Consider the following 13,468-nt stretch of genomic DNA (forward strand, 5'->3'; position numbering starts at 1 on the left):
GCCAGGGTACTCAGGGCGACACCTGGGCCGCCAATTCGGCGTTGACCACCGTCATCGCCAACCCCGTCGGATAGCCCCGGCGGGCGAGGAACGCCACCAGCCTGCGCCGTTCACCCTGGAGATCCGCCCCGCGACCGGAGTCGACCGGCCTACGTGCCAGCCGTGCCCGCACGAGCTCGGCGGCCTGCTCACGGTCGTCGGTCTCGTCGATGTCGGAGACGGCCCGGGCGATATGGAACTCGGCGACACCCTTCTCGCGGAGTTCCCTTTCCAGAGCACCCCGCGACCGTCCGCGACGACGGCGCCGGCCTCTGACCCATTCCGCGGCGAAGTCTGCGTCGTCGACCAGGCCCCAGATCCGGACTCTCTCCAGCGCCTCGTCCACGGCTGCCGGAGCATGGTCCTTGGTGAGGAGCCGCTCCCGTAGCTCGTGTTCGCTTCGCGGCCGGTGACGCAGAAGTCGGAGCGCCGCCGTCGCGGCCTCGTGGGCCTCGGGGGCCAACGGCGGCAGGTCCGAACTGCTGGAGGCCCTGCTCTCCACCGCGGCGATCGCCGTGCGTAGCTCCTCCGGGTCGATCGACCGTTCCCGCTCGACCGCCCGCGGGCTCTGCGCGCCCATCAGAACTCGACGGGCACCACGTCGATAGGCGCGTCCTCATCGGACTCCGCCTCGATCTCCGCGATCTCCGCACCTGCCCCGATATTGAGCTTGTCGAGGATCTTCCGCTCGATCTCGTCGCGGACTGAGGGGTTCTCCTTGAGGTACCGGCGAGCGTTCTCCTTGCCCTGACCCAATTGGTCGGCACCGTAGGTGAACCAGGAACCGGATTTCTTGACGAAGCCGTTCTCCACGCCCATGTCGATCAGCGAACCCTCGCGACTGATGCCCTCGCCGTAGAGGATGTCGAACTCGGCGATCTTGAACGGCGGCGCGATCTTGTTCTTGACGACCTTGACCTTGGTACGGTTGCCGACCGCGTCAGCCCCGTCCTTCAGAGTCTCGATGCGACGCACGTCCAACCGGACGGATGCATAGAACTTGAGCGCCTTGCCGCCGGTGGTGGTTTCCGGCGAGCCGAACATCACGCCGATCTTCTCACGCAGCTGATTGATGAAGATCGCGGTGGTGTTGGTGTTGTGCAACGCGCCGGTCATCTTTCGAAGCGCCTGGCTCATGAGCCGGGCCTGGAGACCGACGTGGCTGTCTCCCATCTCACCCTCGATCTCGGCCCGCGGCACCAATGCCGCGACCGAGTCGACGACGAGGATGTCGATGGAGCCGGACCTGACCAGCATGTCCGCGATTTCCAACGCCTGCTCACCGGTGTCGGGCTGGGAGACGATGAGGTTGTCCGTGTCCACACCGAGCTTCCGGGCGTACTCCGGGTCCAGGGCGTGCTCCGCATCGATGAACGCGGCGATGCCGCCGGCCGCCTGGGCGTTGGCCACCGCGTGCAGCGCGACGGTGGTCTTACCGGACGATTCCGGTCCGTAGATCTCCACCACACGTCCCCGCGGGAACCCTCCGATGCCGAGCGCGACGTCGAGGGAGAGCGCGCCGGACGGGATGACCTTGATGGGCGGTCGGACGTCATCGCCCAGCCGCATGACCGAGCCCTTGCCATAGGCCTTGTCGATCTGGGCGAGCGCCAACTCCAGCGCCTGCTCACGATTCTGGGCCACGCCCGTCTTGGTACCTGACTTGGCGGTGATCTTGGCTGCCATGATGCTCTCCGTTCGTGCTCGACCCCCGGTGTCGTGCCGGTCGGTCTGTGTGGTCTGCTCACTCGCGGACGCTACGGGTCGGGTACGACACGAACGTCTCGTACGAGCCCCGGCAACCCTTCGCTGTGGAGGGGATGACGCCCTGTGGACGGGATCTCCCGTCAGCACATGACCCGAGTGTAGACGAACGCCTGTTCGAGATCGAGCGACACGCCGTCGCGGCGCGTCAGCGTAGCGAGTCGGGCACGTCGAACTCCGAGCACAGCTCCGACCAGACCTGCTTGACGGAGGCGCCGGCGTCGATGGCCTCATCGGCCGTGCGACCGCCGAACGCGGCCAGATGGTGGGACCTCACGAGATGATCGGCTCGGAGGTCCCCGAACGCCTCGACGGCGCGGGCCCGGAACTCGGTCAGCGTCACCTGCCCACCCCTTCATCACGGACGACGACGGGCCACCGGTTCACTCACCGGCGGCCCGTCTCGGGAGATCTCACTGCTGTTCGGGCTGTGCCTGCTGCTGTGGCGGGGTGGTCGACTGTGGCTGACCCTGCGGGAGCTGGGACGCCGCCCCGGTGCCCTGTCCGAGCTGACCGCCCTCGGCCTTCATCGACGCACGGATCTGCTCGAGCCGGCTGTGCCCGGCCATCTGTGTCGACGCCTGCTCGACCTCGAGCATCCGGCCCTGCACGGAGTTCTGCGCGAGCTCCGCCGAACCGAGGGCGTTGGCGTACCGACGCTCGATCTTGTCGCGGACCTGGTCCAGGTTCGGGGTGTTCCCGCCCGAGGACACCTCGGACATGGACTGCAAGGACGCGCTGACCTGCTCCTGCATCTTGGCCTGCTCCAGCTGGCTGAGCAGCTTGGTCCGCTCGGCGACCTTCTGCTGGAGGACCATGGCGTTCTGCTCCACGGCCTTCTTGGCCTGTCCCGCGGCCTGGAGCGACTGATCGTGGAGCCCCTTGAGGTCCTCGACGTTCTGCTCCGCGGTGACGAGTTGGGCGGCGAACGCCTCCGCGGCGTTCTCGTACTCGGTCGCCTTCTGCGTGTCGCCGTTCTGGTGGGCCTGCTCGGACATCTGCAGCGCCTGCCGGGTGGAGCCCTGCAGCTTCTCGATGTCAGCGAGCTGCCGGTTGAGCTTCATCTCCAGCTGCCGCTGGTTGCCGATGACGGCGGCCGCCTGCTGGGAGAGCTGCTGGTGCTGCCGCTGCGCGTCGGAGATCGCCTGCTGGATCTGGATCTTCGGGTCAGCATTCTCGTCGATCTTCGAATCGAACAACGCCATGAGGTAGCGCCATGCCTTTGTAAACGGATTGGCCATCGCTGCGTAGTGTCCTTCTGCCGATTCGGACGACGGGTCGGTACCACGGTACCGAACAACGCCGGGGGGCGACCACCGGGCTTTGCCGGGGCGGGTCTCAGGCCGCGAGCACAGGCTCCGCGACGGTGCCCGGGGGCGAGACCTCGAGCGCCGCGCGGATCAGGATCTCACCGAGCGAGACGTCGAGCGCCCCCGAGATGGAGGCGAGCAGCTCGCTCGAGGCCTCCTTGCGGCCGCGTTCGATCTCGGAGAGGTAACCGGGGCTCACCCGGGCCGCATCGGCCACGTCCCGCAGGGTCCGTCCCGAATCGCCCCGCAGGCCGCGGAGCACCGTCCCGAGGGTCTCTCGGAGCAGCGGGGGCCCACTCCGGTGGTCCGGTCTGGGCAGCGTGGTCATCTGGATGTTCGGCATCACGGGGTACAACGCCTCACGTCCCGGATTCGTTCCCGTCGTCGTCGAACATTCCGGCGAGCAGGTCCAGGGCGGCCGCACAGGCCGCGCGCCGGATCGCGTCGCGACCCCCACTGAGGGAGAGTCTGACCGACCACGCATCGACGCCCGGCGCGCAGATACCCACGTGGACCGTGCCCACGGGCTGACCCTCCTGCCGATCCGGGCCGGCCACGCCGGTCAGACCCACACCGACGTCGGCACCGCACCGGCGGGCCGCGCCCACGGCGAGCGCCCGGGCCGTCTCCGCCGACACGGCTCCGTGGCGCTGCAGGATCTCCTCGGGAACGCCGGCGAGCTCGTGTTTGAGGTCGGTGGCGTAGACCACCAGACCGCCGCGTAACACCACGCTCGCGCCCGGAACCCCCGCCACCGTGGCCGCCAACAGGCCGGCGGTCAGTGACTCCGCCGTCGCCAGCGTCCACCCGTGCCCGCCCAGTGCGGCCACCGCTGCTGAGGCGCGGGGATCAGGGCGCTCACCGTCGGTCATGTGGAACCCGGATCAGGTGGCTCAGCGCCCGGCTCTGGCTGCCTGGCGCGCCTTGACCAGGTAGTCGACGCCCGTGTAGACGGTCAGGACCAGCGCGACACCGATCACCGCCCACTCGACCGGCCAGACCCAGTGCGGTAGCGGGAGTATCAGCATGCCCAGGCCCACCGTCTGGGTGACGGTCTTGAGCTTCCCACCCTTGCTGGCGGCCACCACGTGGTCGACACCGAACAGGCGCCAGAGGGTGATCCCCACCTCACGGACGAGGATCACGATCGTGACCCACCAGAACAACTCGTCGACCAGCGAGAGCGAGATCATCGCCGCCGCCATGAGGGCCTTGTCCGCGATCGGGTCGGCGATCTTGCCGAAGTCGGTCACCAGGCCGAGTCGCCGGGCGAGATACCCGTCCACGTAGTCGGTCGCCATCGCGAGTACGAAGACGACGAACGCCCACACCCGCCACCACGGGTCCTGGGCGTCGGCCACGAAGAACAGGACGACGAACACCGGGACCAACACGATCCGCAGGACGGTGAGGACATTGGCGATGTTGAGTACGGGGACCTCGGCGCCGCGGCGTCCGTCGTCGGTGGTGGGAGCTGTCACCCCTTCACCTTAGCGAGACCCGGGCGAATACCCTTGATCCGACAGCACCCCCACCACGACCAGGCAGGACCACACTGATGCCGTTCTTCGCAGTCAACTACCGGTACGAGGCCGAGCAGACCCGGGACCGCGAGGCGAACAAACCCGCCCACCGCGAGTGGCTGTCCGCGCAGGTCGACGCCGGAACCATCCGGTCGGTGGGCCCATACACGGACGGCTCGGGCGCACTGCTCCTCGTCGAGGCCACCGATACCGATGCCGCCCGCGCACTCGTCGCGGAGGACCCCCACTGCCTGCGCGGCATGGTCTCCGAGGTCACCGTCCGCGAGTGGAAGCCGGTGTTCGGCGCACTGTCCTGAACCGGCCCTGGTCAGCCCACCGGGGTCTCGTCCAGGCTCTCGCTCCCGGCCGACACGTCCCCGGATTCCTCCTCCGGAGGGGTGCCGCCCTTGATCATCCAGATGACCGACCCCAGTTCCTCCGGCTTGACCAGTACGTCGCGGGCCTTGGAGCCCTCGGAGGGACCGACGATGTCGCGGGACTCCATCAGATCCATGAGCCGTCCCGCCTTGGCGAAGCCGACGCGTAGCTTGCGCTGGAGCATCGAGGTGGACCCGAACTGGCTGGACACCACGAGTTCCACGGCGGCGAGCAGATCGTCGAGGTCATCCCCGATGTCGCCGTCGATGTCCTTCTTGGACTCCTCCTTGGCGGCGGTGACGGTGTCGTCGTACTCGGGCTCCGCCTGGGTCTTGGCGTAGTCGACGACCTTGTGGATCTCCTCGTCGGTGATGAACGCCCCCTGCATCCGGATGGACCGCGATGCGCCCATCGGGATGAACAGGCCGTCGCCCATACCGATGAGTTTCTCCGCGCCGGCCTGGTCGAGGATGACCCGCGAGTCGGTGAGGGACGATGTCGCGAAGGCGAGTCGCGACGGCACGTTGGTCTTGATGAGGCCCGTGACCACGTCGACGGAGGGACGCTGCGTCGCGAGCACCAGGTGGATGCCGGCCGCCCGGGCCTTCTGGGTGATGCGGACGATCGCGTCCTCGACATCGCGGGGGGCGGTCATCATGAGGTCGGCGAGCTCGTCCACCACCGCCACGATGTACGGGTACGGGCGGTACACGCGCTGGCTGCCCGGAGGCGTCGAGATCTCTCCTGATTTGACCCGGTCGTTGAAGTCGGTGATGTGGCGGACGCGGGTGGACTTCATGTCCTGGTAGCGCTGCTCCATCTCCTCGACGAGCCAGGCCAGCGCCGCCGCGGCCTTCTTGGGTTCCGTGATGATCGGTGTGATCAGGTGTGGGATGCCCTCGTACGGCGTCAGCTCGACCATCTTCGGGTCGATGAGGATCAGGCGCACCTCGTCCGGAGTCGCCCGTGACAGCAAGGACACGAGCATCGAGTTGACGAAGCTGGACTTGCCGGAGCCGGTGGAGCCGGCGACCAGCAGATGCGGCATCTTGGACAGGTCGGCGGTGACGAAGTCGCCCTCGATGTCCTTCCCCAGCCCGATGAGCATCGGGTTGTGCTTGTTGGCGGTCTTCGGATCGGTGAGCACGTCGGCGAGCCTGACCAGCTCACGATCGAGGTTGGGGACCTCGATACCCACCGCCGACTTGCCGGGAATCGGGGCGAGCAGGCGGACGTTGTCGGTGGCCACCGCGTAGGCGATGTTCCGGTGCAGCGCGGTGATCTTCTCGACCTTGACACCGGGACCGAGCTCGACCTCGTAGCGCGTGACGGTGGGCCCGCGCGTGAACCCCGTGACGGCGGCGTCGATCTTGAACTGCTCGAGGACACCCTGGATGGCCTCGATCATCTGGTCGTTGGACTCGCTGCGCTCCTTGGGGGGATCTCCTGCGGTGAGGAGGCTCACGGGCGGAAGGGTGTACTCGACCCCGTTGAGCAACTGCTTCTGGGAATCGAGGCGCTCCACCTCGCTGTCCGCCGCGGTGTGGCTCGACGGCGTATTGGTCTGCGGCACCACGGCGGTGTCCACCGGAGTGCGGTCGCCCGCCGGACGGGCGTCAGCACCGTGCGCTGCATTCCGGGCGGATGCGACGGCGCCCGCGGCAGCAGAGTCCGGACCGGACGTGTGCAGCACCGCGGTGTCCGCGGCAGGCTTCCGGGGCTTGCGGCGTGCGCCGGCAGGGGCCTCGACGGAAACGTCCTCCGGCTCTGTCACAGACTCTGCCGCGGCTCTGGCGGCTGCCGGCATCTCGACCGTCTCCCCGGTGGTCGGGGTATCCGACCACGCGGCCACCCGGCGACGTGCCGGACGTCGGGCCGCGGGACGGTCCTCCCCGGCCGGTGACCCGGTCTCGGCGAGCGGGTACGCGGTGGTGGCATCGGGGTCGTCCCAGTCCGAATCCGGGTCGTCGTGATCCACGATGTCCCCGCTGCCGTCCCAGCCGAAGAATCCGCGGACGATCCCCGGGATCTCCCTGGCCGGACGACCGACCAGCACGAGCACGCCGAACGCCACGAGCAGCACGAGGAGCGGGACCGCGACGAATACGGAGAGGCCCGCCTCGAGCGTGCCCCCGACGATCCGGCCGAGCACTCCGGCTCCCCCGCGGACGCCCTCCGGGTCCGCGGGGGACCCTGATCCCAGATGCCACAGCCCCAGTACCCCCAGAGCGGTCACCGTGGTTCCGACCAGCCACCTGGACTGGACATCGGGACGTGGTTCCCTCGCCATCACGAGGACGCCCCACCCGCCGAGCAGTAACGGCAGCAGCGCGCCGGGTGTCCCGACGACGGTCCTGATCCCGGTGTCGATCCACTGCCCCACCGGTCCGGCCGCACCGAACCACACGGCACCTGCGAACACGATCGCGATGCCGACCAGGATCAGACCCAGCCCGTCGCGTCGATGAGGGGGCACCACACGGTCCTCGTCGGTACCACCTCGAAGCCCCCGCACGCCGTGACCGACCCCCTTCGCCATCCCGGACCATCCGCCGCGCAGGCCGCGGCCGACGGCTCCGAACGCCCCGGACGTCCGTTCCGGAGGTGGTGTGACCGCGCGGGATCCACCACGGGTGCCCGACCTGGGCGTGGAGACGACGGCACCGCGACGGGAACCGCCGCCCCGGGACGACGACGAGGTGGACGTGGTTGATCGCTGTGCGCCCGACTTCGATGCCGGTCGTCGTCCACCGGGGGCACGGGTGGATCGCGTGTTCGAGCTGGGTGCCATGGGGGTCACTCTATCTTCTCGGACCCCATTGGTAACAGCAGCCACACGGGCAGGGGCGGTCAGAAGCCCCTCGGTACCGCCTTGACCGCATCGATGCCCTGCTGGGCTCCGGAGATATCCACGTCGACCGCGTCCCTGCCGAACGCCCACAGGATCAACTCGACCGGGTCGGCCGTCACACTGACCATGGGCGCCAGTGCTGCGCCCGTGGACACCGCACCGGGCTTGGTCAACCTGATCCCCGGAGGGGTCCGCAGGTCGACACGGGCGGCCACCCGTCGCAGGAACGTCTTGGACACCGTCGTCCCCAGCGACCAGATGCGGTCGAGGTCCTCGATGTCGAATTGCCGCTTCGTCCATTCACCGTCGGCTCTGCGGACGTCCTCGTGGTGGACGAGGTACTCCGCGGCATTGGCCAGACGATCCGCGTAGCGGAGCGGCGAGTACCACGGTGCACCGGCCGCGATCTTCTCGAGCAGTTCGTCCCAGGGACGATCGGCCTCGCGGAGGCGAAGTTCCTCCATCCGCGAGGCGAGCGCCGGCAGGACCACTCCCACGGCGGCGTCGGGGCGCGCCTCCCGCACCACCAGGTGCGCCGCGAGGTCCCGGGTCGTCCAGCCCGCGCACAGAGTCGGTGCATCCGGCCCGGCGGCACGCATCGTCTCCACGAGAGCGCTTCGTTCACGCTGCGCCAGGGTCCGCCGGTCGGAGTTCACCGGACTCAGTCCTCCGCTGCCACGGAGGTGATGACGGTGGGCACGATCATCGGCTTACGACGCCACTTGTCGGACACCCACGTACCGACGGTCCGGCGGACCGCCTGAGCGAGCCGGTAGGGATCGGTCTCACCCTCCCCTGCCAGGTCCCACAGTGCGTTCTCGACCAACTCGACCACCGGCGCCAACGCACCCGGCTCGTCGGTGAAACCCTTGGCGATGATCTGGGGCTTGCTCACCGGTCGACCGGTGCGGGGGTCCACCACCACCGTGGCGACGATGAAACCGTCCTCACTCAGCGCGGTGCGGTCCGCCAGTACGGTGTCGCCGACGTCGCCCGTGGACAAGCCGTCCACGTACAGGTGGCCGACCGGGATCTGACCGACGGTGGACGCCTTTCCGTCGACGAGGTCCACCACGACACCGTTCTGCGCGAGCACCACGTTCTGCGCCGGGACACCGGTCGCGACGGCCAGGGCCCGGTTCGCCCGGAGGTGCCGCCACTCACCGTGGACGGGCATCGCGTTCTTCGGACGGACCGCGTTGTAGACGAAGAGCAGCTCGCCCGCGTCCCCGTGTCCGGAGACGTGGATGTTGGCATCGCGGCTGGTCACCACGTTCACGCCCATCTGGGACAGGCTGTTCTGCACGCTGAAGACCGGCTCCTCGTTGCCCGGGACGATCGACGAGGAGAACAGGACGGTGTCGCCCTCCGAGAGGTTGATCTGCCGGTGTTCACGGCGGGCCATCCTGGACAGTCCGGCCATCGACTCCCCCTGGGTGCCGGTGGTCATCACGAGGACCTTCTCGGAGGGGAGCTTCGCCGCGGCGTCCATGTCGATCAGGACACCCTTCGGGTCCGTGAGCAGCCCCAGTTCGAGCGCGATCTCCATGTTGCGGATCATGGACCGGCCGGTGAGCGCGACCTTCCGGCCACAGGCCTCGGCGGCCGCGATGACGGACTGCACGCGGTAGACGTTGGAGGCGAAGCAGGCCACCACGACGAGCCGGCGGGCGTCGCTGATCAGTCGCTGCAGAGCGGGCCCGACCTCGGACTCCGAGCGACTGACCCCCGGGGTGGTGGCGTTGGTGGAGTCCAGCAGCAGCAGATCGATACCCTCGTCGCCGAACCGTGCCATCTTGGCCAGGTCGGTGGGCCGCTTGTCGGTGGGAAGCTGGTCGAGCTTGATGTCGCCCGACATCATCACGGAATTGCCGCCGGCGCGGACGACCACGCCCAGGCACTCGGGGATCGAGTGGTTGACGTCGAAGTAGCGGACCTCGAACGGGCCGAACGAACTCACGCTCGACTCGTCGACCTGCTGGAAGACCGGCTTGATCCGGTGCTCCCGGCACTTGGCCGCCACCAGCGCCAGGGTGAACCGGGACCCCACGACCGGGATGTTCGGACGCAGCTTGAGGAGGAACGGGATCGCACCGATGTGGTCCTCGTGGGCGTGCGTGAGCACGAGCGCCTCGACCTGGTCCAGTCGATCCTCGATGTGACCGAAGTCGGGGAGGATGAGGTCCACTCCGGGCTCGGTCGAACTCGGGAACAAGACACCACAGTCCACGAGGAGCAGCTTCGAGTCGTACTCGAAGGTCATCATGTTGCGGCCGATCTCCGTGATCCCGCCCAGCGCGACCAGACGCATCGCGCCCTTGCGCGGCTTGGGCGGGCTGGGCAGCCGGACGGTCATGTCCCCGCCCTGCATGGTCTTGACGCCGCCGAACTCGGCAGTGGAGGTGGTGGTCCCGTTCCCACGGCCGCGGCCGCGGCCACCGCGGCCCCGGCCGCCACCGTTCTGGCCACCACTCTGGTTGCCACCACCCTGGCCGCCACTGTTCTGGCCGCCGCCGTTCTGGCCACCGTCGGAGGACGCTCCGCGCCCGCGGCCGCGCGAGCCGCCCTTCGGTGCGTCCTGCTTCTGGTCCTGCTGGCCCTTGTTCTGCTGCCCCTTGGACTGGCCCCTGCCCTGCTGGCCGCCGGCCTGCTGACTGCTGCCCTGCTGGCCGCCGCCCTGCTTGCCCTGATCCTGTTTGCCCTGATCTTGTTTGCCCTGATCCTGGCTCGGCCGGTCGTCTCCACTGCTCGCCGCGGGCGCGTTGGACACGGCCTTGGGCTCGGTGAACTGCACGGCGGTCGCGGGTGCGGGCTCGCCCGTGGGGCGGCCGGCAGCGCGGCGGGGACGGCCGCGTCCGCGGCTGTTCGTCGGGTTTTCCGTCATCTGATGACTCCTGCTCTGTGCAACAGCGACGCCAGTGCGTCCCGCTGCTCGGTGGTCGGTGGTAACTGCGGGAGTCGCGGCACTCCGGCCGGGATCCCGAGAAGTTCAAGTGCTGCTTTGGACATCGACACGCCGCCGAGCGCCCGTTGGGCGTCGAAGAGCGGGAGGAGTCCGAGGTTGATCTGCCGTGCCGTGTCGATATCGCCGGCGAGGAAGGCGCGGCGGAGTTCGACCAGGCGCGAGGCGGCCACATGGCCGATCACGCTGACGAACCCGCTGGCTCCCACAGCCAGCCACGGGAGGTTGAGCTGGTCGTCGCCCGAGTAGTAGACGAGGTCGCAGTGGGACATCACGGTGACCGCGTCGTGGAAGTCACCCTTGGCGTCCTTGACGGCAACGATGTTCGGGTGTGACGACAGTCCGATGAGCGTGTCCGCCTGGATCGGGACCACGGAGCGCGGCGGGATGTCGTAGAGCATCACCGGTCGGTCCGTGGCGTCGGCGATCGCCCGGAAATGGGCGTCGAGTCCGGCCTGGGTGGGCTTGGAATAATACGGCGTCACCACGAGCATCCCGTGCGCGCCGACAGACGCCGCCTGGCGTGCGAGGTGCACGGAATGTGCGGTGTCGTAGGTCCCCACTCCGGCCACCACCGTGGCCCTGTCCCCCACCGCGGCCAGAACGGCCTCCAGGATCGCGATCTTCTCCGCGTCCGTGGTGGTGGGCGACTCGCCCGTGGTCCCGGACACGACGAGACCGTCGCACCCCGAATCCACGAGGTGTTCCGCAACACATGCGACGGCCTTCAGGTCGACGTAACCGTCGGACCCGAACGGGGTGACCATCGCCGTGAGCACCGTGCCGAACGGCGCGGGGCGTCCGGGTTCGGTGAAGGCCGGCCGACCGTCCGCCGACGTCGGGCCCCCAGTGGTCACGTGTGTCATGGCCTCCCAGACTACCCGCAGGCTATGGGAAGTCCCGATTCCGACCCGGTGATCCGACTCATCCCTCGAGGACGTAGGGACTCACGGCGATCTCGGAACCGTCCTCCAGTGCGGTGATCTCGAAGTCGGAGAACACGGCCGGCGCCGCCTCCCGCAACTGGCGCAGGACGTCGATCGCCAGTCCTCGGATCTCGGTGTCCGCGTGTTCGGTCGCGCGCATCCCGATGAAGTGGCGCCATGACCTGTAGTTTCCCGTCACCACGATGCGGGTCTCGGTGGCGTTGGGCAGGACCGAACGCGCGGCCTGCCGGGCCTGCTTGTGACGCAGCATCGGGTTGGGGACGTCGGCGAACCGCTCCTCGAGTTTGGAGAGCATCTCCGCGTAGGCCTCCCGGGACGCATCGGTGGCGCGCCGGAAGATCTCCACCAGTTCCGGGTCGTCGGCGATCGCGGGCGGGGGCACCACCTTGGAGTCGTGTTCGGGCACGAACCGCTGCGAGAGCTGACTGTAGGAGAAATGTCGGTGCCTGATGAGCTCGTGGGTGCACGAACGGGAGATGCCGGTGATGTAGAACGTCACGCTGGCGTGCTCGAACACCGAGAGGTGCCCCACCTCGAGAATGTGCCTCAGGTACCCGGCGTTGGACGCGGTGCGCGGGTTGGGCTTGTCCCAACTCTGGTAGCAGGCCCGGCCGGCGAATTCGGCCAGGGCGGATCCGCCGTGCGCATCGGTCTCCCACCCGATCTCCTCGGGTGGGGTGAACGCGGTGTGCGCGACCATGCGGACCTGCCTCCGGACGAGCTCGGACATGGTGGGACTCCCTCTGCTTACGTGACGCCCGGCGGTCAGCCGAGAAGATGTGCGGCAACGGTCGCGGCGACCTCGGCCGCGTGGTCGAGGTCCTCACGGTCGGGCTCGCCGGTGAGCTGTAGAGCCGGGGCTACCTGCCGCAGGTCCCACCCGGTGGTGATCCGCTCGACCGAGGTGACGGCCCCCGAGGTGTCGTTGTCCCCGTGCACACAGAGTGCGTAGGGCCGACCGGCCACCGCGCCCTCGCAGGTGTAGTAGGTGCGGTCGAAGAAGTGCTTGAGCGCACCGGACATGTACCCGAAGTTGGCCGGGGTGAGCAGGACGTAACCGCCAGCCCGGAGCACGTGGTCGTCGGTCGTGGCCAGAGCCGGAACCGATTCCACCTCGATCCCCTCCAGGTCGGGATGCGCGAGACCGCTCTCCAGCGCCTCGAGTATGCGGCGGAGTCGGGGTGACGGTGCGTGGTGGACCAGGAGAACGGTGCTCATCGCGGATCCTGCGCTGTGGAGGCCTCCGCCTCCCGGAGGTCGATCGCCGCCCGCATCACCTCACGTGCACGGGTGCGGTCGCCCGCGTGGTCGTAGGCACGCGCCAACCGGTAGTTGGTACGCCAGTCGTCCGGTGCCGCCTGGTACTCGGCGCTGACGCGATCGAACAACTCGTCGGCGGCGGCGTGCTCGAGTCGTCCGGACGGGCGCTGGTCCAGTCCCGAGACGTCGAGCTCGATCCCCTCCTCGGCTGCGGCGGCGGAGATCCGCTGCAGTTCGACGCCGTTCCGGAGGATCGCCCACGTGGCCCACGCCCCGACGACGGTGAGCAGGACGATCCCGACGCCGAGTCCCCGCATGGCGAGATACTCCGATCGGCTGATCATTGACCAACCGAGGTAGAGAAGGTAGCCGAAGGCCACCACCAGGCCGACCGCCGTAACGGCCATCACCAGGGGTTTGACGATTCTGTCCAC

15 protein-coding genes are annotated in these 13,468 nt (G+C 68.6%); 1 reads left to right on the top strand and 14 read right to left on the bottom strand.

Annotated features, from left to right (window positions below):
- Positions 1-10 precede the first annotated feature (10 nt).
- The 7 genes from A6048_RS09130 to pgsA form a co-directional block, all read right to left on the bottom strand.
- Positions 11-619, bottom strand: a complete 609-nt coding sequence (locus A6048_RS09130; RefSeq protein WP_107747479.1) for a regulatory protein RecX — start codon at positions 617-619, stop codon at positions 11-13.
- Positions 619-1,725: a recombinase RecA gene (gene recA, locus A6048_RS09135; protein ID WP_107747478.1), complete on the bottom strand. Its 1,107-nt coding sequence runs from the start codon at positions 1,723-1,725 to the stop codon at positions 619-621. The genes A6048_RS09130 and recA overlap by 1 nt, the downstream gene beginning before the upstream one ends.
- Before the next feature lie 226 nt (positions 1,726-1,951).
- Positions 1,952-2,146, bottom strand: coding sequence for a DUF3046 domain-containing protein (locus A6048_RS09140; RefSeq protein ID WP_107747477.1), 195 nt, complete (start codon positions 2,144-2,146; stop codon positions 1,952-1,954).
- Between the two features lie 70 nt (positions 2,147-2,216).
- Positions 2,217-3,044, bottom strand: a complete 828-nt coding sequence (locus tag A6048_RS09145) for a PspA/IM30 family protein (RefSeq protein WP_107747476.1) — start codon at positions 3,042-3,044, stop codon at positions 2,217-2,219.
- Between the two features lie 97 nt (positions 3,045-3,141).
- Complete coding sequence (locus A6048_RS09150) at positions 3,142-3,456, bottom strand: helix-turn-helix domain-containing protein (RefSeq protein WP_107747475.1); 315 nt, start codon at positions 3,454-3,456, stop codon at positions 3,142-3,144.
- 16 nt (positions 3,457-3,472) lie between these two features.
- Positions 3,473-3,985 carry a CinA family protein gene (locus A6048_RS09155; RefSeq protein WP_107747474.1) on the bottom strand — a complete coding sequence of 171 codons (513 nt, stop codon included), beginning with the start codon at positions 3,983-3,985 and terminating at the stop codon, positions 3,473-3,475.
- A 21-nt stretch (positions 3,986-4,006) separates the two neighbouring features.
- Complete coding sequence (gene pgsA, locus A6048_RS09160; RefSeq protein ID WP_107747473.1) at positions 4,007-4,594, bottom strand: CDP-diacylglycerol--glycerol-3-phosphate 3-phosphatidyltransferase; 588 nt, start codon at positions 4,592-4,594, stop codon at positions 4,007-4,009.
- A 77-nt stretch (positions 4,595-4,671) separates the two neighbouring features.
- Between pgsA and A6048_RS09165 the strand changes: the two genes are divergently transcribed.
- Entirely contained in the window at positions 4,672-4,953 is a 282-nt protein-coding gene (locus A6048_RS09165; RefSeq protein ID WP_107747472.1) for a YciI family protein, read from the top strand.
- 11 nt (positions 4,954-4,964) lie between these two features.
- Here A6048_RS09165 and A6048_RS09170 read toward each other — a convergent pair whose 3' ends face one another.
- The 7 genes from A6048_RS09170 to A6048_RS09200 all read right to left on the bottom strand — a co-directional run bounded on the left by A6048_RS09170 (position 4,965) and on the right by A6048_RS09200 (position 13,468).
- Entirely contained in the window at positions 4,965-7,553 is a 2,589-nt protein-coding gene (locus tag A6048_RS09170; protein ID WP_107747471.1) for a DNA translocase FtsK, read from the bottom strand.
- Between the two features lie 311 nt (positions 7,554-7,864).
- Positions 7,865-8,521, bottom strand: a complete 657-nt coding sequence (locus A6048_RS09175; RefSeq protein ID WP_107747470.1) for a TIGR03085 family metal-binding protein — start codon at positions 8,519-8,521, stop codon at positions 7,865-7,867.
- A 5-nt stretch (positions 8,522-8,526) separates the two neighbouring features.
- Positions 8,527-10,749, bottom strand: coding sequence for a ribonuclease J (locus A6048_RS09180; protein WP_107747469.1), 2,223 nt, complete (start codon positions 10,747-10,749; stop codon positions 8,527-8,529).
- A complete protein-coding gene (dapA, locus tag A6048_RS09185) occupies positions 10,746-11,693 on the bottom strand; it encodes a 4-hydroxy-tetrahydrodipicolinate synthase (RefSeq protein WP_107747468.1) in 948 nt (315 codons plus the stop codon). Before dapA ends, A6048_RS09180 begins: the two co-directional genes overlap by 4 nt.
- A 58-nt stretch (positions 11,694-11,751) precedes the next feature.
- Positions 11,752-12,504: an FAD-dependent thymidylate synthase gene (thyX, locus tag A6048_RS09190; RefSeq protein WP_107747467.1), complete on the bottom strand. Its 753-nt coding sequence runs from the start codon at positions 12,502-12,504 to the stop codon at positions 11,752-11,754.
- 35 nt (positions 12,505-12,539) lie between these two features.
- Positions 12,540-12,992: a flavodoxin family protein gene (locus A6048_RS09195; protein ID WP_107747466.1), complete on the bottom strand. Its 453-nt coding sequence runs from the start codon at positions 12,990-12,992 to the stop codon at positions 12,540-12,542.
- The gene (locus A6048_RS09200; protein ID WP_235027494.1) at positions 12,989-13,468 is read right to left on the bottom strand and encodes a hypothetical protein; all 480 of its coding nucleotides are present in this window, start codon (positions 13,466-13,468) and stop codon (positions 12,989-12,991) included. The genes A6048_RS09195 and A6048_RS09200 overlap by 4 nt, the downstream gene beginning before the upstream one ends.

The sequence above is a fragment of the Dietzia psychralcaliphila genome (genome assembly GCF_003096095.1).
Lineage (GTDB): Bacteria > Actinomycetota > Actinomycetes > Mycobacteriales > Mycobacteriaceae > Dietzia > Dietzia psychralcaliphila.